This window comes from Geodermatophilus sp. URMC 64 (assembly GCF_053502555.1).
Genome location: NZ_CP199955.1, coordinates 4,781,968 through 4,802,503 on the forward strand (window position 1 = coordinate 4,781,968; position 20,536 = coordinate 4,802,503).

The 20,536-nt window shown below is 74.4% G+C and carries 21 protein-coding genes and 1 pseudogene; 9 read left to right on the plus strand and 13 right to left on the minus strand.

Annotated elements, in window-relative coordinates; translation table 11 throughout:
- Positions 1–64: 64 nt before the first annotated feature.
- Entirely contained in the window at positions 65–1,786 is a 1,722-nt protein-coding gene (locus tag ACWIYF_RS23430; RefSeq protein ID WP_448625221.1) for an ABC transporter family substrate-binding protein, read from the minus strand.
- A 375-nt stretch (positions 1,787–2,161) separates the two neighbouring features.
- On the opposite strand from ACWIYF_RS23430, the gene ACWIYF_RS23435 reads away from it, so the two are divergent.
- Positions 2,162–2,326 carry a CsbD family protein gene (locus ACWIYF_RS23435; protein ID WP_448625222.1) on the plus strand — a complete coding sequence of 55 codons (165 nt, stop codon included), beginning with the start codon at positions 2,162–2,164 and terminating at the stop codon, positions 2,324–2,326.
- Between the two features lie 148 nt (positions 2,327–2,474).
- Here the strand turns inward: ACWIYF_RS23435 and ACWIYF_RS23440 are convergent, their stop codons facing one another.
- Both ACWIYF_RS23440 and ACWIYF_RS23445 read right to left on the minus strand, forming a co-directional pair.
- Entirely contained in the window at positions 2,475–3,374 is a 900-nt protein-coding gene (locus ACWIYF_RS23440) for an endonuclease domain-containing protein (protein WP_448625223.1), read from the minus strand.
- A 107-nt stretch (positions 3,375–3,481) separates the two neighbouring features.
- Positions 3,482–4,237, minus strand: a complete 756-nt coding sequence (locus tag ACWIYF_RS23445; RefSeq protein WP_448625224.1) for a (deoxy)nucleoside triphosphate pyrophosphohydrolase — start codon at positions 4,235–4,237, stop codon at positions 3,482–3,484.
- A 58-nt stretch (positions 4,238–4,295) separates the two neighbouring features.
- Between ACWIYF_RS23445 and ACWIYF_RS23450 the strand changes: the two genes are divergently transcribed.
- From ACWIYF_RS23450 to ACWIYF_RS23475, 6 genes and pseudogenes are all read left to right on the plus strand, one after another.
- Positions 4,296–4,769, plus strand: coding sequence for an RrF2 family transcriptional regulator (locus tag ACWIYF_RS23450; protein WP_448625225.1), 474 nt, complete (start codon positions 4,296–4,298; stop codon positions 4,767–4,769).
- Positions 4,770–4,800: 31 nt separating this feature from the next.
- A pseudogene (cysC, locus tag ACWIYF_RS23455) lies at positions 4,801–5,334 on the plus strand (adenylyl-sulfate kinase); the annotation flags it as partial.
- Between the two features lie 231 nt (positions 5,335–5,565).
- Positions 5,566–7,239: a nitrite/sulfite reductase gene (locus tag ACWIYF_RS23460; RefSeq protein ID WP_448625226.1), complete on the plus strand. Its 1,674-nt coding sequence runs from the start codon at positions 5,566–5,568 to the stop codon at positions 7,237–7,239.
- Positions 7,236–7,403 carry a hypothetical protein gene (locus tag ACWIYF_RS23465; protein ID WP_448625227.1) on the plus strand — a complete coding sequence of 56 codons (168 nt, stop codon included), beginning with the start codon at positions 7,236–7,238 and terminating at the stop codon, positions 7,401–7,403. Before ACWIYF_RS23460 ends, ACWIYF_RS23465 begins: the two co-directional genes overlap by 4 nt.
- A complete protein-coding gene (locus ACWIYF_RS23470; protein ID WP_448625228.1) occupies positions 7,400–8,110 on the plus strand; it encodes a phosphoadenylyl-sulfate reductase in 711 nt (236 codons plus the stop codon). Before ACWIYF_RS23465 ends, ACWIYF_RS23470 begins: the two co-directional genes overlap by 4 nt.
- A gap of 86 nt (positions 8,111–8,196) precedes the next feature.
- On the plus strand, positions 8,197–8,484 hold the full coding sequence (locus tag ACWIYF_RS23475; protein ID WP_448625229.1) for a 4a-hydroxytetrahydrobiopterin dehydratase: 288 nt from the start codon (positions 8,197–8,199) through the stop codon (positions 8,482–8,484).
- A gap of 13 nt (positions 8,485–8,497) precedes the next feature.
- Here ACWIYF_RS23475 and ACWIYF_RS23480 read toward each other — a convergent pair whose 3' ends face one another.
- Complete coding sequence (locus ACWIYF_RS23480) at positions 8,498–9,886, minus strand: NAD(P)/FAD-dependent oxidoreductase (protein WP_448625230.1); 1,389 nt, start codon at positions 9,884–9,886, stop codon at positions 8,498–8,500.
- A 91-nt stretch (positions 9,887–9,977) separates the two neighbouring features.
- Between ACWIYF_RS23480 and ACWIYF_RS23485 the strand changes: the two genes are divergently transcribed.
- Positions 9,978–11,930, plus strand: coding sequence for an alpha/beta fold hydrolase (locus ACWIYF_RS23485; protein WP_448625231.1), 1,953 nt, complete (start codon positions 9,978–9,980; stop codon positions 11,928–11,930).
- Here the strand turns inward: ACWIYF_RS23485 and ACWIYF_RS23490 are convergent.
- From ACWIYF_RS23490 to ACWIYF_RS23520, 7 genes are all read right to left on the minus strand, one after another.
- Positions 11,894–12,271, minus strand: coding sequence for a VOC family protein (locus ACWIYF_RS23490; protein ID WP_448625232.1), 378 nt, complete (start codon positions 12,269–12,271; stop codon positions 11,894–11,896). The two genes, ACWIYF_RS23485 and ACWIYF_RS23490, sit on opposite strands and share 37 nt — an antisense overlap.
- Positions 12,272–12,306: 35 nt before the next feature.
- Positions 12,307–13,380 (minus strand): hypothetical protein, encoded by a 1,074-nt coding sequence (locus ACWIYF_RS23495; protein WP_448625233.1) that lies wholly within the window; start codon positions 13,378–13,380, stop codon positions 12,307–12,309.
- Entirely contained in the window at positions 13,377–15,104 is a 1,728-nt protein-coding gene (locus tag ACWIYF_RS23500) for a NosD domain-containing protein (RefSeq protein WP_448625234.1), read from the minus strand. Before ACWIYF_RS23500 ends, ACWIYF_RS23495 begins: the two co-directional genes overlap by 4 nt.
- Positions 15,101–16,360: a glycosyltransferase gene (locus ACWIYF_RS23505; protein ID WP_448625235.1), complete on the minus strand. Its 1,260-nt coding sequence runs from the start codon at positions 16,358–16,360 to the stop codon at positions 15,101–15,103. Before ACWIYF_RS23505 ends, ACWIYF_RS23500 begins: the two co-directional genes overlap by 4 nt.
- Positions 16,361–16,596: 236 nt before the next feature.
- Positions 16,597–17,076, minus strand: coding sequence for a DUF3995 domain-containing protein (locus ACWIYF_RS23510; protein ID WP_448625236.1), 480 nt, complete (start codon positions 17,074–17,076; stop codon positions 16,597–16,599).
- Positions 17,073–17,477 (minus strand): DUF3037 domain-containing protein, encoded by a 405-nt coding sequence (locus tag ACWIYF_RS23515; protein ID WP_448625237.1) that lies wholly within the window; start codon positions 17,475–17,477, stop codon positions 17,073–17,075. The genes ACWIYF_RS23510 and ACWIYF_RS23515 overlap by 4 nt, the downstream gene beginning before the upstream one ends.
- Positions 17,474–18,331: a HipA family kinase gene (locus ACWIYF_RS23520; protein WP_448625238.1), complete on the minus strand. Its 858-nt coding sequence runs from the start codon at positions 18,329–18,331 to the stop codon at positions 17,474–17,476. Before ACWIYF_RS23520 ends, ACWIYF_RS23515 begins: the two co-directional genes overlap by 4 nt.
- Before the next feature lie 36 nt (positions 18,332–18,367).
- Here ACWIYF_RS23520 and ACWIYF_RS23525 point away from each other — a divergent pair, with 36 nt between their 5' ends.
- Positions 18,368–18,901: a DUF1990 family protein gene (locus tag ACWIYF_RS23525; RefSeq protein WP_448625239.1), complete on the plus strand. Its 534-nt coding sequence runs from the start codon at positions 18,368–18,370 to the stop codon at positions 18,899–18,901.
- Here ACWIYF_RS23525 and ACWIYF_RS23530 read toward each other — a convergent pair.
- Complete coding sequence (locus ACWIYF_RS23530; RefSeq protein ID WP_448625240.1) at positions 18,898–19,617, minus strand: ABC transporter permease; 720 nt, start codon at positions 19,615–19,617, stop codon at positions 18,898–18,900. The two genes, ACWIYF_RS23525 and ACWIYF_RS23530, sit on opposite strands and share 4 nt — an antisense overlap.
- The gene (locus ACWIYF_RS23535; protein ID WP_448625241.1) at positions 19,614–20,516 is read right to left on the minus strand and encodes an ABC transporter ATP-binding protein; all 903 of its coding nucleotides are present in this window, start codon (positions 20,514–20,516) and stop codon (positions 19,614–19,616) included. The genes ACWIYF_RS23530 and ACWIYF_RS23535 overlap by 4 nt, the downstream gene beginning before the upstream one ends.
- Positions 20,517–20,536 lie beyond the last annotated feature (20 nt).

The window sequence follows — 20,536 nt, forward strand, 5'->3', positions numbered from 1 at the left end:
CTGGCTGCCGGGCGGGCCGGCGAGGGTGGCCGAGCGCGCCGGCAGCGCGCTCGACCACCTCATCTCACTGGGACAGCGCCCACTGCTCCGAGTTCCAGAGCGGACCCGCCTGCGAGGCGTTGTCCTCGACGTTCTGGATGTTCGCCTGGTAGGCGATGAACGTCGGCTTCTGGTACAGCGGCAGCGTCGCCATCTGCTCCCACAGCGCCACGTCGACCTGGTTGGCCAGGGCGGCGGCCTTGTCGGGGTCGGGCTCCGACACCATCTGCGCCAGCAGGTTGTCGATCTCCGGGGTACCGGTCCGGGTGTAGTTCTGGCCCAGGCCGTTGGCCGGCGAGTAGTAGATCGACTGGTTCGACGCGACGAACGGCGTCGACACCCAGGCGAACAGCGCCGCCTGGAAGCCACCGGCCACGAGGCTGGTCGGCTTGTCGACGTCGGCGAAGATGTCCGGGTTCGCGTTGAACGTGGCCTCGATGCCAGCCTCCTTGAGCTGCGGGATCATGACCTCGATCGTGGTCTGCCGGAGCGGGTTGTTCGCCGTCGTGTCGATCTGGATCGCCAGGCGCCCGCGCTGCGGGTGGGTGTAGATGCCGTCCGGACCCAGCGTGTAGCCCGACTGCTCGAGCAGCTGCTTGGCCTGGTCGGTGTTCTTCTCCTTGTACTCCTCAGGAGCGTTGTCCTGGTACTCCGGCTGGTTGTTCACGTAGAGCCGGTTGTCGAGGACCTGCGCGTCGGAGGAGAACTGGGCGACCGTCTGGTCGACGATCTCCTGGCGGTCGAGCGCCATGGCGAACGCCTTGCGGACGTTCGGGTCGGCCAGGTGCACGTCCTGGGTGTTGAAGTCCACGTGCTCGAAGGACAGGCCGAAGGTGATGTCACTGGTGACGTTCGGCTTCAGCGCGTCCACCTGGTCCACCAGGTCCAGCTGCGGCTGCGGGTAGATGACCCCGAGCTCCTGGTTCTGCAGCCCCTGGACGGCGGTCGTCGGGTCGTTGCCGATGCCCTGGACGACGAGCTGGTCCAGCGCCGGCTTCTCGCCCCACCACTTCGGGTTCGGGGTGAGGACGACGACCTGGGCGCCGACGTCGATGTTCTTCTTGAGCAGCTGCCACGGGCCGCCGGAGATGTCGCTCGGGATGCCGTCGGCGATCGGCCAGCCGTTGGTGAAGGTCTGGCACTGCGCCACCGGGTCCGGGTTGGCCATCAGGTGCGCCGGGTACAGCGGCGTGAACAGCGCCTGCCAGTCGGCGTACGGCTCCGCGAAGGTGACCACGACCTCCTTGTCGCTGGCGCCGGCCTCGACGCTGGCGATGTTGGCGTAGCCGTTGGTCGAGAGCACCGACTCACAGCCGCCGTCGGCCGGGTCCGCGCTGCGCTGGGAGTTCCAGGTGTAGGCGAAGTCCTCGACGCTGATCGGGGTGTCGTCGCTCCAGACGGCGTCGTCGCTGATCGTGTAGGTGATCGTCTGCGTGCCGCCACTGGTGTCGAGCGTGGGCTCCTCGGTCACCAGGTTGGTGTCCGGCTCGACCGAGAAGTCGGGCTTGACGATGAACGGGCCGGGGAGGACCCGGCCCATGATGTTCTGCGTCGAGGTCGCGTTACCGGCCGAGATGCTCTGGAAGAGGTTCTCGGGCCAGTCGGTCGCCTCGCCGTAGATGACGCGGCCGCCCTGGGACTCGGAGCCCTCCTCGCCGCCGCCGCCACCACCCCCACAGGCGGTCAGCGCCATCGCACCGGCAACGCCGGTGGCGATCAGCGCGGCATGGCGCTTGCTCAACTTCACGTGCAATGCCTCCCTCGTCCCGCGCGCGCGGGGGGAATGGACTGGTCGGCCAGCCGCCGGGCCGCGAGTGCCCAGCACTGACTCTCACTCGAAAGGCGCGCCGAGCAGGCAGAGGCCTGCTCCGCACGTCGGGGCGACCCTAGGCACGGTGCGGACGGAGCGTCCACGACCGACACCGATTTGTGACCTGCACCCACGACCCGCCCCGCCAGCCTCAACTTCCGCTCGTGTCACGGGCGTGGAACGAGACCACTTCCGGCCCATGACCCTCAGCTCAGCAGACCTTTCGGCAGATCGCCGTGGAAGCTCCGTGTGTCGGCGCGGCGGCGCGCGGGTATCGCAACGGCTCCAGCGGATCAGAGGAGGTCTCATCCGATGAGCGACAAGATGGAGAACAAGGCGCAGGAGCTGGCCGGCCGGGCGAAGTCGGCGGCCGGCGCGGCCACCAACGACCGCGACCTTCAGGCCGAGGGCGAGAAGGACAAGACGGCCGGCAGCCTCAAGCAGGCCGGCGAGAAGGTGAAGGACGCCTTCAAGTAAGCCCTCGTCACCGGCGACACACGCAAGGGGCGCCGGTCCCGCTCGCCGGGACCGGCGCCCTCCCGCGCCCCCGATTTTTCGGGCTGACCCGCCGCGCCTTTTCGGGCTGAACCACCGCGGCTTTTCGGGCTAAACCACCGCGGGCACATCAACCGACAGCGTCGGACTCCGCCAGGGCCTCGGCAACCCTGCTCACCACCGAGGCAGGGTCGTGCAGATCGAACGAACTGAGCCGGATGACGCGCCACCCCGCGGCGACCAGGCGCTCATAACGCGCATCGTCCCTGCGGATCTGCAGCTCGTCGAAGTGGTAGGCGCCCTCGTATTCGATGATCAGCTTCGCCTCCGGCCACGCGAGGTCGACCTGGCCGAGGAAGACGCCATCCACCCACACCTCGAACTGCGGCACGGGACGTGGCAGGCCGGCCCGCACGCAGGCGACCCGGACACGGGACTCCGGCGGACTCATCGCCCTGCCGTCGACCAGCGGGAGGACGGCCTGCGCCCTCTTGCTCCCCCACCGGCCTCGGCGCGCGTCGAATTCGTCAGCCAGCGCTCGCTCGGTCAGCGGACCGTCGTCGAGCTTCGAGTCCCTGAGCATCCCGTCGAGCAGGGCCACGGCCGTCGGCAAGGTCTCGATCGTCGCGATGTCCCACGCCGTCCGCCGAGCAGTCGTGAGCCGGACGCCGTCATCCGTCGTCCAGACCTCCGAGGGCCGGAGATCGGTCTTGTGCACGCGAACGCCGCGCGGTCCGTCCCAGGTGGATCCTCGCGGTGCGATCACCAGCACGGGGTCGGCGAGGCCGGCGAACGGAGCACCGAACCATGCGGCAGCTGAGCGACCGCCGATCGCCGCCTCCGGCGGCATGACCAGTGCGGCGGCACGGGCTCTCAGCCGGTGGTCGTCAACCATCGAAGGATCCACGTACACGTTGTGCATGACCCGGCGGAAGACCCCGGACTCCAGCTGCCTCCGGGTGAGGAGCCCCTCAGCCACGGCATGCGAACCGAGAAAGAGGCCCCCGAGGAACCGCCGGTGCGATGTCACGCCGCCAGCCTGTCGCAGCCGGGACGTGTGGCGATGCGTCCGTCCACAGGGTCGGCGCGACGTGGGTCAGCCCGAAAATCCGCCGTGGATCAGCCCGAAAAAGTGCGTCAGGTGCGGGCGAGGAGGGCCTTGACGTCGGGGAGGAGCGGGCGGTCGGCGGGGATCCAGTCGAGGTCGTCGAGTTCGTCGGCGCGCACCCAGCGCAGCTCGGCGTGCTCGCGGGCCACCAGCTCTCCCCCGGCCAGCCGCGCCCACCACACCCGCAGGGTCGAGGCGCCCGGTTCGCCGCCCGCGACGACGCCGTCCAGCAGCACCTCGCCCACAAACGCCTGGGGGACGACGTCGACGCCGAGCTCCTCGCCGATCTCGCGTACCAGCGCCGACAGGTCCGACTCCCCCGGCTCCACCTTGCCGCCCGGGAACTCCCAGCAGCCGTCGTACGGGCCGCCGGACCGCTGGGCGACGAGCACGCGGTCGCCCTCCACGACGGCGGCGCCGACCACCTGCACCACCTCGAGCGCGCGGCGCGACGCGGCGGCCGCGTACAGGTCGAGGTGGGCCTGCATCGCCCGCAGGACCCGCCGGCGCAGCACCAGCTGGTCGACGAGCCCGCCGAGCGGTCCGGGCAGGCCGGTCTCCCAGTCGACCTGCTCGTCGACGAGCGTGCCGGCGCCGGTCGCGGAGAACCGCCGGGAGTGGGTCAGCCAGCCCCGCCCGCGCCGGGCGGCGTAGACGTCGCGCACCGGCCGGATCGACACGACCTCCTCGAGCGGCTCCGTCCAGGGCCGGCCGAGGGTGCGCGCCACGTCGAACGCGACGGTCAGCGGCGCCTCCACCAGAGTGGTGAAACGCAGCTGGAACACGGATGCACCTTCCCAGACAGGGCAGGATGGACCCGCAGCACCCGGGAGAAGGAGCACCGTGCGCATCACCGCCCGCGTCGACTACGCCGTCCGCGCCGCCCTCGAGCTGGCCGCGGTCGCGCCCGACGCCCTGACGTGCGAGCGGATCGCGACCGCGCAGAACATCCCGAACCGGTTCCTCCAGGCCATCCTCGGCGACCTGCAGCACGCGCGGCTGGTGATCAGCCAGCGCGGCCGCGAGGGCGGCTACCGGCTGGCGCTGCCGCCGTCGGAGATCTCCGTCGCCCGGGTCATGCGGGTGGAGCAGGGCTTCCTCGCCGACGTCCACGGGCAGCGGCCGGAAGAGGTCGAGTACCCCGGAGCGGCGGGTCCGCTGTCCCGTGTCTGGGTCGCCGCGCGCGAGGCCTACCGCCGGGTGCTCGACGAGGTCACGCTCGCCGACGTCGTCGCCGACAAGTTCCCCTCGCACGTGGCGGAGCTGGTCGCGATGGAGAGCGCCTGGCGCTCGTTCGGCGACAGCCGCACCGGCTGACCAGCGGCCGCGGGCCCTCAGGAAGACTGGGCCCATGTCCGACGGCGTCACCGTGTTCCTCACCGGCCTGTCCGGGGCCGGCAAGTCCACCATCGCCGACGCCCTCGTGACCGATCTGGAGTCCGACGGCGTCCCGGTGACCGTGCTCGACGGCGACGTCGTCCGGACCCACCTCTCCAGCGAGCTGACCTTCTCCCGCGAGGACCGCGACCTCAACATCCGCCGGATTGGCTTCGTCGCCGGTGAGGTGGTCAAGCACGGCGGCACCGTCGTGGTCGCGGCGATCGCCCCCTACGAGCAGGCCCGCGAGGACGCGCGGAAGCTGGTCGAGCAGCACGGCCGGTTCGTCCTCGTGCACCTGTCGACCCCGCTCGAGGTCTGCGAGCAGCGGGACGTCAAGGGCCTCTACGCCAAGGCCCGCGCCGGCGAGCTGCCCGCCTTCACGGGCGTCAGCGACCCGTACGAGCCGCCGGCCCGCGCGGAGGTCACCATCGACACGTCGGTCACCCCGCTCGAGGAGTCGGTCGCCCGCATCCGCGCGGCGATGGACGGCGGAGTGACCTGAACCACGCCGCCGTGTTGCGGGAGTGTGACACCATGGAGCGCATGACAGACCGTGGCGCTCTGCTCGTCGCGCGTCTGCACATCGACTTGGCGCTCGTCTCCAGCGCCGTGTGTCGCGCCCTGCGCTGACACCGGTCCCCTCGCGCGACACTGCGCACCCCGATCTGGCCCAAGCGCACCTCCCCGCCCGGGTCGCTGCCCCGTGCGCGGACGGCGCAGGAAGAAGTCCGACGTGACCACCCCACCCCGCACCAGCACCCGGCCCAAGCGCGGCGAGGGTCAGTGGGCCCTCGGCTACCGTGAGCCGCTCAACCCCAACGAGCGGATGAAGAAGGACTCCGACGGGCTCGACGTCCGCCAGCGGGTCCTCGACATCTACGCGCACACCGGCTTCGACGGCATCGACCCCAGCGACCTGCGCGGCCGGTTCCGCTGGATGGGCCTCTACACCCAGCGCGCCCAGGGCATCCCCGGCGGCAAGACCGCCGTCCTCGAGCCCGAGGAGCTCGAGGACTCCTATTTCATGATGCGGGTGCGGACCGACGGCGGTGCGCTCACCAGCGAGCAGCTGCGGGTCATCGCCGGCATCAGCACCGAGTTCGGCCGCGACATCGCCGACATCACCGACCGGCAGAACATCCAGTACCACTGGATCCGCATCGAGGACGTCCCGGAGATCTGGCGGCGGCTGGGCGCGGTCGGCCTGACGACGACCGAGGCGTGCGGGGACACCCCGCGCGGCATGCTGAACTGCCCCCTCGCCGGCATCCTCGAGGACGAGGTCCTCGACGCCTCCGGCGTCCTGGCCGAGACGGTCGCCAAGTACGTGGGCGACCGCGAGTTCAGCAACCTGCCGCGCAAGTGGAAGACGGCGATGTCCGGCTGCGCCGACCACTGCATCGGGCACGAGATCAACGACGTGTCGTTCGTCGGCGTGCGGACCGAGTCCGGCGAGGTCGGCTACGACCTGTGGGTCGGTGGCGGCCTGTCCACCAACCCGCGCTTCGCCGAGCGGATCGGCGTCTTCGTCCGCCCGGAGCAGGTTCCCGACGTGTGGGCCGCCGTCACCGGCATCTTCCGGGACTACGGCTACCGGCGGCAGCGCAACCGCGCCCGCATGAAGTTCCTGATGGCCGACTGGGGCCCGGAGAAGTTCCGCCAGGTGCTCCAGGACGAGTACCTGCACGTGGCGCTGCCCGACGGCCCCGCCGCCGCGCCGCCGAAGCACGACCAGCGCGACCACGTCGGCGTCATGAAGCAGAAGGACGGCACCAACGCCCTCGGCTTCGCGCTGCGCACCGGGCGGATCAGCGGCTCGCTGCTGGCCCGCATCGCCGACCTCGCCGACCGGTACGGCCAGGGCCGGGTCCGGACCACGGTCCAGCAGAAGATGGTCATCCTCGACGTCGCCGACGCCGACGTCGAGCCGCTGATCGCCGCGCTCGCCGAGCACGACCTGCTCGTCCGCCCGAGCGCGTTCCGCCGCGGCACCCTCGCCTGCACCGGCCTCGAGTTCTGCAAGCTGGCGATCGTCGAGACCAAGCAGCACGCCCAGGACCTCTACGCGGAACTGGAGAAGCGGCTGCCGGAGTTCGACACGCCCGTCTCGATCAACGTCAACGGCTGCCCGAACAGCTGCGCCCGGTTCCAGACCGCCGACATCGGCTTCAAGGGCTCGATGGTCCGCGACGACAGCGGCGAGATGGTGGAGGGCTTCCAGGTCCACCTCGGCGGCCACCTCGGCTTCGAGGCCGCCCTCGGCCGCAAGTTCCGCGGCCACAAGGTGACCAAGGCCGAGACGGCGGACTACTGCGAGCGGGTGCTGCGCGGCTACGTCGAGCGGCGCCAGGACGGCGAGTCGTTCGCCGCCTACGTCGCGCGCGCCGAGGAGGCCTGGCTGCTGTGACCGAGGGCGCGCCGGACGGGACGCGGCACCTGCCCGTGTTCTTCTGCCCCTACTGCGGCGAGGAGGAGCTCACGCCGCACGAGGAGCCCGGGGCCTGGCGCTGCAGCGCGTGCCTGCGCACGTTCACCGTCCGCCTGATCGCGACAGGAGTGCAGCAAGGATGACGACCGCCGTCCGGCCGACGCCGGAGCTCGCCGCCGAGGCCGACGCCCGCTTCGAGGGCATCGCCGACCCGGTCGAGCAGGCGCTCGCCGTCCTCACCTGGGCCGGGGAGACCTTCGGCGAGGACTTCGCGATCGCCTCGTCGATGGCCGACGGGCTGCTGGCGCACCTGGCCAGCACCGCGATCCCCGGCGTGCAGGTGGTCTTCCTCGACACCGGCTACCACTTCGCCGAGACGATCGGCACCCGCGACTGGATCACCAGCGCCCTGCCGATCACCCTCGTGAACGTCACCCCGCCGCAGACCGTCGCGGAGCAGGACGCCGAGTTCGGCGCGAAGCTGCACGACCGCGACCCCGACCTGTGCTGCTCGCTGCGCAAGGTGCAGCCGCTGGCCAGGACCCTCGCCGGCTTCGCCGCCTGGGGCTCGGGTGTCCGGCGCGACGAGTCGCCGACCCGGGCGGGCACCCGGCTGGTCACCTGGGACGCCAAGCGCGCGATGATCAAGATCAACCCGATCGCCGCCTGGACCCAGGACGACGTCGACGCCTACATCGAGCGCCACCAGGTGCCGGTGAACCCGCTGTTCGAGCTCGGCTACGGCTCCATCGGCTGCGCGCCGTGCACCCGCCCGGTCGCGCCGGGCGAGGACCCCCGCGCCGGGCGCTGGGCGGGTCGCGGCAAGACCGAGTGCGGCCTGCACACCTGACGAAGGACCTCGTTCCACCCCACGACGCGCTTCGCGCGCCGCGGGGCCCTGGAACGAGGCAGCTCCAGCACGGCACCATGAGCGGCATGGCATCGCGCCTCTCCCCCGACGAGCTGTCGGCCGCGCTGCACGGTCTGCCGCTGTGGTCCGGCGACGGCGAGGGCCTCCACCGCAGCGTCGAACTGCCGAGCTTCCGGGACGCCGTCGCCGCGATCGGGTCGATCGCCGACGTCGCCGACGAGATGGACCACCACCCCGACATCGACCTGCGCTGGCGCACCCTGCACCTGCATCTGGTCACCCACTCGGCCGGTGGGGTGACCGAGAACGACCTGGCGCTGGCCCGCCGGATCGACGGGCTGCTCCCCGGCTGAGCGCGGACCTCCGTCAGGCGGCGAGGAGCTGCTCGAGCTCGGCCCGGTCGACCGGGTCGGGCGCGGGCGGCGGCAGCTCGGCGGCGACCTCGGCGACGCGGGCCCGCAGCGCGGGATCGCCGAAGACGTCCGCGCTCGTGCGGTGCACGTTGAGGATCTGCAGGAAGGCGCGGTAGAGGTCGTCGTCGTGCGCGGCGGCTCGCAGGAAGAGGGCACGGGGGTCCGGCTCGGGGAGCCGCCCGGGCTCGGCCAGGGCGGCGCCGATGCCGCCCAGCCGGCTGCGGTCGAAGCCGACGGTGTCGGCGTACCAGGCGCGCACCTCGTCGTCGATCCGCCGGGCGTGGTCGAGCGCGACGTCCTCCGGCGGGACCTCCCGCAGGGCGTCGCGCAGGTGCTGCGCGTGCCGCAGTCCGAGCGCCAGGCCCCGGCCGAGCATCGGGTTGTTGCAGGCCACCGCGTCCCCGACGGCCACGAGGCCCGTCGCGCACGGCGCCTCCCCGCGGATCAGCCGGCGCCACCGGCTCTGGATGCTGGCCATCGGCGCGACCCCGCCCACGGGTGTGGCCACGGCGGGGTCGACCCAGTCGCGGGTCGGCGGCAGGACGGCGGTCAGAGCCCGCAGCCGCGACGGGTCGCGCAGCCCCCGCAGGAGCCGGTCGCGGGCGGCGCCGACGACGGTGACGGAGAACCAGCCGTCGTCGGCGGTGAACCGGACGACCGTGAAGGTCCGGTAGTGGGCGAACGGCAGCGCGCTGTCCGGCGGGACGACGCTCCCGGAGAGCCGGAACCACTGGGTCCAGTAGGTGAAGCCGTCGAGCTCGGCCTCCTCCAGCGGAGCGGCGGCGCCGATGTCCTCCAGGAGCCGGGGCAGCGGTGAGCGGCGCCCGGCGGCGTCCACCACCAGGTCGCAGTCCACGACCGCGCCGGCAGTGGTCTGCACCCCGACGACGTGCGGCACTCCGGGGTCCCGGCCGGGGACGGCGCGCAGTCGCCGGGCACCGACGCCCGGTAGGAGCGTGATCCGGGGATCCGCCGCGGCGCGCCGGTGCAGCACCATCTCCAGCGTCGTCCGCCGGACACCGATACCGACCAGGTCCTCGTCCCCGGCGCGGCGGGGGCGCTCGCCCAGGTAGTCCAGCTGCGCCGCGCCGGCCGCCGCGAGGTCGTCGAGGACCTCCGGCGCCTCGGTGCGCAGGATCTGCCGGACCCGTCCGAAGAAGGCGTGCGTCTGCCGGAGCTGGGGCACGCCGTGGCGGTCCCAGTGCGCCCACACGTCCTCCGGGTCGGTGCTGGGCGGGGCGCCGTCCCGCTCCAGCACGGTGACCTCGTGCCCGTCCGCGGCGAGCAGCAGCGCCGTCCCCAGCCCCACGATGCCCGCCCCGATCACGCACGTCCCGGCCATGGGGACCAGCGTGGGACGCCGACCTGTACTGCGACCTGCCCGCCGGGTTCACACTCGTTTCATGTCCGTGGCGGTGTGCCTTCTCGGACCGGTGAGGCTGGTCCGGAACGGCGCACCGATGCCGCTGACCCGGGCCAAGGAGCGGGCACTGCTCGCCCGGCTGGCCCTGGCCGTGCCCTACGCCGTGCCGGTCGACGATCTCGTGCGGGACCTGTGGCCGGCCGATCCGCCGGCGCGGGCGGTCGACGTCCTGCGGGTGCACGTGTCCAACCTGCGACGGCTGCTCGGCGGGCCGGACACCGCGGGCGGGGAGCTGCTCGCGACCGTGCCCCGGGGCTACCGGCTGGCCGTGCCCGCCGACGCGGTGGACCTCCATCGCTTCGAGCGGGCCGTCCGCGCCGCGCGAGACGCCGCCCGGGAGCGGGACGGCGGTGCGGCGGGGCACGTCGCCGTCCTCGAGCAGGCGCTGGCCCTGTGGGAGGGGTCGCAGGAGGCGCTGGCCGACGTGGACCTGCCGTTCGCCGAGCTCGAGCGGATCCGCCTGACGGAACTGCGCCTGTCCGCCGTCGAGGCACGGCTGGACGCGGGCCTGCGGGCCGGCCGCGCCGGGGATCTCGTCGCCGAGCTGGAGGTGCTCTGCCACCGGCACCCGCTGCGCGAGCGGTTCTGGGCCCAGCTCATGACCGCGCTGTACCGGGCGGACCGGCAGAGCGATGCGCTGGCCGCCTACCGGCGGGCGCGGACGCGGCTCGGCGAGCTGGGCGTATCCCCGGGAGCGGAGCTGCAGCAGCTGGAGCGTGCGGTCCTGACCCAGTCGCTCGCCCCCGCCGCGGAGCCCGCGCCGTCGGCGGACCGCCCGAACGTGCAGTACGTGGACGTCGACGGCGCCCGGGTGGCGTTCGAGGTCGTCGGCCGGGGCCCGACCGACCTGCTCCTGCTGCACGGCGGGTTCCTGCCGTGCGACACGCTCTGGGACGCCGCCCTGCCGGCCACCTTCCTGCAGCGGCTCGGGCGGCGGTTCCGGCTGGTGCTCTGCGACCGCCGGGGCGTGGGCATGTCGGACCCACCCGGCGGCCCCCTCACCTACGACCACTGGGTGGAGGACTGCCTGGCCGTGCTCGACCGGGTCGGCAGCCAGCGGGTGCTCGTGTACGCCCACGAGCACGCCGGGCCGGCCGCGGTCCGGCTGGCCGCCGAGCACCCGCAGCGGGTCGCCGGGCTCGTGCTGCACAACACGCGGGCAGCGGCCGCGGACGACGGCGATCGGCTGGCCCGGACCGAGCGGATGATCGACGCCGGACCGGCCAGCGGGGTGGACCTGCTCGACGCGGTCGCCCCCAGCGCCGGTCACGACCCCCGCCTGCGGGGCTGGCTGGAGCGGGCCGGCCAGCTCGGGGCCGGCCCCGCCCGCGCCAAGGAGCTGCACCGCCTGTTCCACCGCGAGGACGTCCGCGACCTGCTGCCCGCCGTCCGGGCGCCGGTGCTCGTCCTCCACTCGGCCCGCAACCGCTTCTACGACGTCGCCGGCGCGCGGGCGCTCGCCTCGGGCCTCCCCCGCGGCCGGCTGGTGCTGCTCGACAGCGCCGACCACGTCGCCTGGGCCGGCGACACCGACGCCGTCCTGGGCGAGCTGGTCCGCTTCGCCGATGAGCTGGCGGCGGGATCGGGCTCCCGATCCGTGCTGGCCGCGCTCGTGGCGGTGACCGGCGACGACCTGGCCGAGGCCGCCGAGGAGCTCCGCGGGCGGGCGCTGTGGGGTGTCACGGTCGGGGACGGCGCCGCCGTCGCGGCGCTCGGGTCGGCCTCCGGCGCGGAGGAGCTGGCCGCTCGGCTGTGTGCGGGACGGCTGGGCCGGCGCGCGGCGGTGGACGTGGCGGAGCTCGGCCCCGGAGCGGACTGGCCGGCGGTGTCACGGGCGGTGCGCGCCGCCCGGGACGCCGCGCCCGGGACCGTCGTCCGCTGCCCTGCCGCCGCGGTGGTGCTCGGCGGTGACGGATCGCAGCCGGTTCAGCCGGGGAGGGGGCAGAACAGGTCCACGCGGTAGCCGTCGGGGTCGGCGACGGTGGCGTAGCGCTGGCCCCACGGGGCGTCGAAGGGCTCGTGCACGACGCTGCCCCCCGCGCCGGCAGCCCCTCCGGCGGCGTCGTCCACCTCCGCCGGCGAGTCGAACAGGACGGCGAAGGCCGCGGTGTTGCCCGGCCGCGGCGGCTCGCCGTGCAGGCCCTCCAGCAGGGCGGCGGTGTCGATCATCAGCCGGACGCCGGCCTCGGCCTCGACGTGCTCGGTGCCGGCCTCCAGCGGCGGGAACCGGAAGCCGAGCCCTTCGTAGAACGCGACGGTGCGGGCCAGGTCGGTGGCGCTCACGGCGACGGCGGCGATCTGCATGCCCGGGGTCTACACCCGGGCGGTGACAGGACGGCTCAGCTGCGGCACTCCACGTTGGTCAGGCCGCTGCGGGCACCGGACGCGGTGTTGTCGCAGGTGACGGTCGTGCTCTCCCGCATGCCTCGCGGCCCGGCGGCGTTGATGCCGTAGCCCGGCCCCTCGACGTGGGCGGTGTTGCCGCGGAAGACGTTGTCCCTCCCCCACCCGTCGACCACCTCGTGCACCTGGAATCCGTCCTCGGGACTGGTCGTGCCGACGTTGTCCTCGATGACCCAGCCGTTGCCCTTCACGTCGACCCAGGAGTCGCCCTCCACCATCCCGGCCCCGTCGAACCGGTTCCCGCGGACGACGCCGTCGCTGGTGCCCTCCTTGACGTCCACGGACTCGGCGGTCGTCGCGGCGATGTCGTTGCCCTCGACCAGGTTGCGGTCGCTGCGGTCGGGCCGGCAGTCGGAGAGGTCGCACCAGTTGCTCTCGGCGCTGCCGACGTACACGCCCTCCCCGAACTTCGGCTTGCGCAGCCCGGTGTCGCGCACGGTGTTGCCGCGGACGACGTTGTCCGTGCTGCCCGTCCGCAGGTGGATCGCCTCGTCCCCCACCGACTGCACCAGCAGCCCCTCCACCAGGTTGCCCACGCCGGCGTCCACCATCAGCCCCTTCTGCCCGCCGGTGAGCGTGAGGCCGACGACCCGCCAGTGGGCGGCGCCGTCCAGGTGCAGCGTGTAGCCGCCGCCGTCGACGTCCCCGCCGTCCAGCACCGCACCGCGGCCGCCGCAGAGCGTGATCGGTGCGCCGGCCGTGCCCCGGGCCGTGGCGACGAACGTGCCGCGGTAGCGGCCGTCGGCCACGTGGATGGTCGTCCCGGGCCGGGCCGCGGCGAGCGCGGAGACCAAGTCGTGGGCGGAGCGCACCTCCACCGCACCCGCCGTCTCGCAGGTCGCCGCCGGCGGCGGGGACGGTGCCGCGGTCGAGGCGGACGGGGAAGCGGGCTGCCGCGACGGCCCGGACGGCGACAGGGAGGGCGACGCGCCGGACCCGCCGCGCCCGCAGGCGACGAGCAGGAGCACGGCGACGGCGAGCGGGACCAGACCCCGCGGCCCCCGGCTCATCCGCCGCCGCCTCCTCCCGATGCGGCCGGTGCGCCGGCCGCCCGCGGAACGAAGACCGGCGCCGCGCGCAACTCGTCGGTGTAGGGCAGGGTGCCCGGCGCCGGCCGTCGCCGCCGGCCGCGCAGCGAGGCCAGGACCGGCACCAGCAGGACGACGACCCACAGCACCACCATGGGGTGCCGGGGGATGAAGCGGGACCAGTAGACCCAGTCGTCCTCGTCCACCGTCCAGCGGTCGGTGTCGTTGCCGGCGACCCGGACCTCGGCGTCGTCGTCGAGGCGGTAGGTGTCCACCGCGGCCGGGCCGCGGCCGGTGACGGTGTTGGCGACGACCGACGCGGCGGACGTGCCCGACACGGAGACGCCGTAGTGGGCGGCCGCCCGCACGTCGTTGGCCCGTACCGCGCCGTCGGCGTCCTCCAGCCGGATGGCGGTCCGGCCGCCGCCGATCCGGTTGCCCTCGAGCCGCGCGACGCCGTCCTGCAGGGAGATGCCGAAGCGGCGGGTGCCCCGCACCACCGTGTCGCGGACGGTGGTGGGGAACCGGGTGCCCACCAGGACGACGCCGTCCCGGCCGCCGCCAACGGCGAGCCGGCTGATCGACACCGCGGAGCTCTGGACGATCCGCACCCCGGTGCGGCCGTTGCCGTCGGCCCGCCCGCCGGTGACGGTGAGACCGCCGAAGATGCGGGTGGAGGCGCCGCCCGCGGACGGCCCGTCGGCGAGCGGCGCGCCGCTGAAGGAGATGCCGGACACCGCGTTGCGCGAGGCGTCGACGCCGGTCAGCCGCACGTCCTCGGTGCCCATGTCGGCCGAGACGCCGTGCCGGCCGTTGCCCGTCGCGCGGCCGCCGGTCACCTCGGTGCCGACCGTGCGGCGGTGCAGCCCCAGCCCGTCGACGGCGTTGTCGACGAAGGCGGAGTCGGTGATCGTCAGGCCGCGGGCGCCCGAGGCGAACACGCCGTAGTGGCCGCGGGCGAACAGCGACCCGCGCACCGAGCCGCTGGTGGCGGCGCGGGGGCTGCCCGTCCACGCCACCCCACCGGTGCGGCCGGACCAGAAGCCGAGATCGCGCGCCTGCACGAAGTCCAGGGTCATGCTGCCGCCGGCGGTGCGCACGTAGGCCCGGCCGTCCAGCGGGCTGGGATCGGCTGCCGCGGGCCCGGGGCTCCAGCTGGTCACGCTCAGCGGGGACCCCGGGTCGCCGGCGAGGACGAGCGTGGCCTTCCACGCGACCAGCGAGACGAAGCGGCGGCCGTCGCTGCGCAGCCGCAGCGTGGTGCCCGGCGCGACGATCCGCAGACTCGCGCCCGGGGCGACGAGGACGTGCCGGACGACGTCCACGCCCCCGTCGGGAGCGCGGACCGCGGCGCCGAGCGCCTCGAGGTCGGGCAGCCCGTAGTCACGGCCGATGGGAGGGAGCACCACCGTGGCGTCCCGCCCCGCCCCGGCCGTGTACGGCGGCGCACCGAACGGGACCGCGGCGACCAGGTCGAGCAGCCGCCGGTCCTCCGCCTCGAGCAGGCGGCTCTGGCGCTCCGCCCGCACCCCGGCCAGGTCGTGGCGGAGGACGGCCAGGCGGGCACCGGGGGCGTGCGCGCCCGGCTCCGGGTCGCCGCCCGGCACGGGAGTCGTCGGCAGCACGGCGGCACCCGTGACGACGGCGGCGGTCAGCACGAGCAGGCAGCTCAGCGCGACGCGTGAGGGCACCCGCGACCGGCTCACGAGGACACCGCCACACCCTGGGGCCGGGCCATCCCCGGAGCGAGGCTCGCCTCGTCCTGGCCCTCGCCTCCGACGAGCGCCGAGCGCCGGGTGAGCCACCCCTGCCGGTTCATCGTGAACAGCGCGTAGGTCTTGATCGGCAGGGCCACCAGCGCGATGACGACCACCACCACCGGCAGCAGGACGATGTCCGCGGGCTTGCGGCGCAGGTGCGAGAGGCTGCGGATCGTACGGCCGATCAGCAGCCAGGCCCCGGCGAAGAGCAGCCCGCGGACGCCGGCCGGGCCCGTGCCGGCGAGGATCACGTAGTAGACGGCGGCGAACATGGTCACCGGCGTGAAGAGGATCTGCAGCACCGTGACCTGGCTGACCAGGGGCACCTGCCACAGCCACCCGTTCCAGGCGGCGGTCAGGTAGCAGCGGTAGGAGTTGCGGCTCCAGCGCACCCGCTGCTTGCAGAACGCCCGGAACGTGTTCGGGAACATCGACAGCGCCCGCGCGCTGCTCTGGTGCACCGTCCGGTACCCGCTGGCCAGCACCAGCCAGGTGAGCCGGCCGTCGTCCCCGGCGATGCAGCGCCGGCCGAGGAAGAACTCGTGCTCCAGGTGCTCCAGCACGGGGACGACGGCGCTGCGCCGGTAGGCCGCCGTCCGGCCGGAGACGCAGACGACCGCGCCGGCCAGGCCCGTGGCCGGCACGTAGTCCAGGTACCGCAGGTCGATGATCCAGTCCGCCACCCGCCGCCAGACGTTCCAGCCCGGCCGGTAGACGTTCTGCCGGGTGCCGACCGCGCCCACCCGGAGGTCGGCGAAGGGCATCTGGACGGCGGAGAGCAGGCCCGGCTGCCAGGCGGTGTCCGAGTCGCACAGCACGAGCACCTCGCCGCGGGCCGCCCGGATGCCGACCCCCAGGGCGGAGCGCTTGCCCCGGTGCGGGAAGACGATGACCGTCAGCCGCGGCTCCCGCCGCTGCTCGAGCCGGCGCTGCGCCTCCCGGTCCTGCACGTCCAGGACCACGATCACCTCGGTCGGCCGCTGGGCCAGCCAGGTGTCCAGGCAGCGCTCGAGGACGTCGGGGTCCTCCCGGAACGAGGGCACGACGACCGACGTCGTCGTCCGGAAGTCGTTGACCACCGACCGGTACCGGTTGGACAGCAGCTTGCGGATCAGCCAGATCGACCAGGAGAGGATCCCGATGACCCCGATCGGGACGAACAGGTGCCAGTCACGGGCGAAGGCGGACAACAGGTCGGACACCAGGCGCTCCCCCATCGGCGGGCGGCGCCGTTCCCCTTCCCCCCGTCACCTCGGGCAACGACACGCGTGCTCCGCGATACGTCTTCGTCTCGGCAACGGTGCGGGAGCGTAAGGGCAGGTCCACGACGTGGACCACCATTTCGGGCCCGGCGCGTCCCGGTGGCGCGGCCCGGTCACGCTCAGGACGCCGACACGACGGGGCCGCGGGTGACTCGCCGTGAGCGGCCTGATACGGCTCAGCCCTGGACAGGGGCTCCGGCAGGACGGCGCCGTCGGCGGACGGCGATGAGGAGCAGCAGCCCCCAGAGCAGGAACCAGGGGTCCCAGAGCAGCACGTGCCAGCGCAGCGCCCGGGGGTCCGCCGGCTCGCCGAGCAGACCGGTCAGCGCGAGCCCGCCGAGCAGCATCTGGGCGGCCCCGTACAGGGCGAGGGCGACGCCGACGGCCAGCGCGGTACGCGCCAGCAGGAGCGCCGGCACCCGGGCGCCGAACGGCCGGACCAGCGCCAGGGCCAGCACCCCGCCGGCGAGCTTGGCCAGCACGGTGACCAGTCCCAGCACCACGCCCGCCGCTCCGCCGCCGCGCGCCAGGCGCTCCAGTCCGCCGCCCACCGTGTCCAGCAGCGCGGTGCCACCCGCCGTCCAGTAGGCGCTGACCGCGGCGTAGGCGAACGCGAGCGCGGCCGCCGCCCAGGCGGGACCGCGGGCCGACCTCACCGCTCGACGGGCAGGACCAGCAGCCGGAACAGCCGGTCGGCCTCGGCGTCCGGGTCGTCGGTCAGCCCGGTGTGCACCGGCCCCGGCTGGACGACGGTGCTGCGCGGCGCGGTCAGCCAGCGGAACCGCGAGCCCAGCGCCTCCCGGCCGGCCGCGCCGGCGACCGGATCGGCGGCGCAGACGTCGGCCGCCGCCTGCAGCGCCCGCCCGATCGCGCCGGCGTCCGCCGTCGGGTCCAGCGCCCGGAGCCGGTCGGCGTCGAGGTGCACCCGCGAGCCCAGGTAGTCCCGCTGGCGGCAGTACACGAGGACGCCGGCGTTGAGCACCTCGCCGCGCTCCACGCGCGGCACGACCCGCAGCACCGCGTACTCGAACACATCTCTCCGAGGGGCGGACCTCACCGCTGGGTCACCCCCTCGGGCGGCGGCGGCCCCAGCCATCCCGGCCGGTTCTCCCCGCGCGGCGCCCGCCGCCGCCCGGCGCCGCCCGCCGCGGCCGCGGCCACGACCCCGGGCAGCCACGAATCTCGGGCGCCCAGGCGGGCGAGCAGCTGCTCCACGTAGCGCGTGCGGACGGCCTCCGGCGGGTCGTCCGGCGACGGACCCTCGAGCCACTCGTCGGGCACCAGCGCGAGCACGCCCTCCAGCAGCCGGCCGGTCACGCGCGCAGCCAGGGCGTCGTCGGCTCCGGCGACGTCCGGCGCGCACTCGATCAGGGCGTGCTGCGTCGCGTCGTAGGGCCGCTCGACCGCGGCCGCCGCGCCCGGCCAGTGGTGGTGGAAGGTCAGCGCGGCCCCGTGGTCGATCAGGTACAGCGAGCCGTGCCAGAAGAGCATGTTCGGGTTGCGCCACGACCGGTCGACGTTGCCGATCAGCGCGTCGAGCCAGAGCACCCGCCCGGCCAGCGCCGGCTCGACCGACGCCACCCCCGCCTCGAAGTCCAGCGCGCCGGGCAGGTAGTCCAGGCCGAGGTTGCGGCCTGCGGAGCGCTGCATCAGCTCCTGCACCTCGACGTCCGGCTCGCCCACGGCGAGCTCCGCGGCGACGTCGACGGTCACGAGCGCGGGCACGGGCAGGTCCAGCGCGCGGGCGAGCTCGCCGCAGACCACCTCGGCGACCAGCACCTTCACGCCCTGGCCCGCGGCGCGCCACTTGACCACGTAGGTGCCGAGGTCGTCGGCCTCCATGAGCCCCGGCAGCGAGCCACCTTCGCGCAGCGGGGTGACGTAGCGGGTGGCGGTGACGTCGGGCAGCACAGTGCGCGAGACGTTACCGGCAGGCAGGGTGACGACGTGGGCCTGTTCCGAGCCGCCGACCTGGACCGGCTCGCCGCCGCGCCGTTCACCTACGCCGAGGTCGGCGCGACGAGGGAGGGACCGCTGCCGCCCGGCTACGCGCACGCGGAACGCACGGCGGTGGTCGGCGAGGGCCGCGCCGCGTTCGACCGGGCCGTGGCGGCCGTCTTCGACTGGCGCATGCAGCGCGGCGCCGGCCTGCGCGTGCGGGCGAGCGGATCGCCGCGGGAGGCCGGCACCGTCGTCGTCCTGACCGCCGGGTTCCGGCGGCTGGGTTACGACATCCCGTGCCGGGTCGTCTGGGCACGGACGGACGGCGACGAGCAGGGCTTCGGCTACGGCACCCTGCCCGGGCACCCGGAGAGCGGCGAGGAGGCCTTCGTCGTCACGCTGCGGCCGGACGGCGCCGTCGTCTTCACCACGCGGGTGTTCTCGCGGCTGGCCTCGCCGCTGGCCCGGCTCGGCGGGCCGGTCAGCCGGGCGGTGCAGGCGGCCGCGCTGGACCGCTACGTGGCCGCCGTGCGCGGTTAGACGTCCCGCCGCTCGAGCAGCAGCGCGGCGAGCGCCCAGGCCGCCACCGCCCAGCCGCCGACGACGGCCAGCCCCACCGGCCAGCCGGTGCCCGCGGCGAGGAAGGCGTCCTCCCCCACCCGGAGTGCAGGCAGCACCTGCGAGGCGCGCTCGGCTCCGGCGATCGCCAGCACCGGCGGGAGCACGAACACCAGGGCCGTGCCCAGCCCGGCCCCGCCCGCCGTGGAGCGCAGCGACGTGCCCAGCCCCACCGACAGGACGGCGACCAGCGCGGCCCACACCACCTGCAGGAGCAGCTGCCGCAGGACGGCCGGCGCGGCCAGGTCGACCCCGCCGGGCACCACCGTCAGCGTGCGCGCGGCCAGTCCGCACCCCGCGGCGGCGACGGCGGTGAGCAGAGCGCACCAGCCGGCCACGACGGCGGTCTTCGCGGCCAGCAGCCGGCTGCGCCGCGGCACCGCGGTGAACGACGCCACCGCCAGGCCGGTGGTGAACTCGCCGGCGCCGGCCAGCACCCCGAGGACGACGAGCACCAGCTGGGCGAAGCCGAAGCCGGTCAGCGCGCCGGAGATGGCGACCTCCGCGCTGGGCGCCCGGTCGGTGGTCGCCGCGGCCAGCCAGCCGAGCGCCAGCGCGGCGACCAGGTAGACCGCGGTGCACACCCAGGTGGACGACAGCGAGCGCAGCTTCGTCCACTCGGCGGCGAGCAGGTTCACCGGGCACCCGCCCGGTACTCGACCTCGTCGCCGGTCAGCGCCAGGTAGGCCGACTCCAGCGACGCGGTGACGCGGGCGAGCTCGTGCACCGGCACACCGGCGGCGAACGCCACCTCCCCGACCGCGGAGACCTCCATCCCGGTGACGCGCAGCGCGCCGTCGTCCTCCAGGGCCACCTGCGCGCCCGTCCGGGTCAGCGCGGCCGCCAGCAGCCGGGACCCCGGCGTGCGCACGCGGACCCCCGCCCGCGCGCCGAGCAGCTCCTCGATCGGGACGTCGGCGAGCAGCCGCCCGCGGCCGAGGACGACCAGGTGGTCGGCGGTGTCCTCCATCTCGCTCATGAGATGGCTGGAGACCAGGACGGTGCGCCCCTCGGCGGCCAGGTCGCGCAGCAGCTGGCGGACCCAGCGGATCCCCTCGGGGTCCAAACCGTTGACCGGCTCGTCGAGCAGCAGGACGTCGGGGTCCCCGAGCAGCGCGGCGGCGATGCCCAGCCGCTGCCCCATGCCGAGGGAGAAGCCGCCGACCTTCTCGTCGGCGACGTCGGCGAGGCCGACCAGCTCCAGCAGGTCGTCGGCCCGGTGCCGCGGCAGTCCGTTGCTCTGCGCCAGCGCCCGCAGGTGCGCGCACGCCCGCCGCCGGGGGTGCCGGGCGCGCGGGTCGATCAGCGCCCCGACCCGCCGCAGCGGCGAGTCCACGTCGCGGTAGGGCATGCCGAGCACGGTCGCCGTCCCCGCGGTGGGCCGGGTGAGGCCGACGATGCAGCGCATCGTCGTCGTCTTGCCGGAGCCGTTGGGGCCGAGGAAGCCGGTGACCCGGCCGGGCTCGATCCGCACGGTCAGGTCGTCGACGGCGACCCGCGCGCCGTAGCGCTTGGTGAGGCCGTCGAGCTCGATCACCCCGACAGCATCGCCACCGG

What these genes read in the sequence shown, in the direction of transcription:
- ACWIYF_RS23435 (WP_448625222.1), top strand. Translation starts at nt 2,162, where the DNA reads ATGAGCGACAAGATGGAGAACAAGGCGCAGGAGCTGGCCGGCCGGGCG.
- ACWIYF_RS23470 (WP_448625228.1), top strand. Translation starts at nt 7,400, where the DNA reads ATGACGACCGCCGTCCGGCCGACGCCGGAGCTCGCCGCCGAGGCCGAC.
- ACWIYF_RS23475 (WP_448625229.1), top strand. Translation starts at nt 8,197, where the DNA reads ATGGCATCGCGCCTCTCCCCCGACGAGCTGTCGGCCGCGCTGCACGGT.
- ACWIYF_RS23480 (WP_448625230.1), bottom strand. Translation starts at nt 9,886, where the DNA reads ATGGCCGGGACGTGCGTGATCGGGGCGGGCATCGTGGGGCTGGGGACG.
- ACWIYF_RS23490 (WP_448625232.1), bottom strand. Translation starts at nt 12,271, where the DNA reads ATGCAGATCGCCGCCGTCGCCGTGAGCGCCACCGACCTGGCCCGCACC.
- ACWIYF_RS23495 (WP_448625233.1), bottom strand. Translation starts at nt 13,380, where the DNA reads ATGAGCCGGGGGCCGCGGGGTCTGGTCCCGCTCGCCGTCGCCGTGCTC.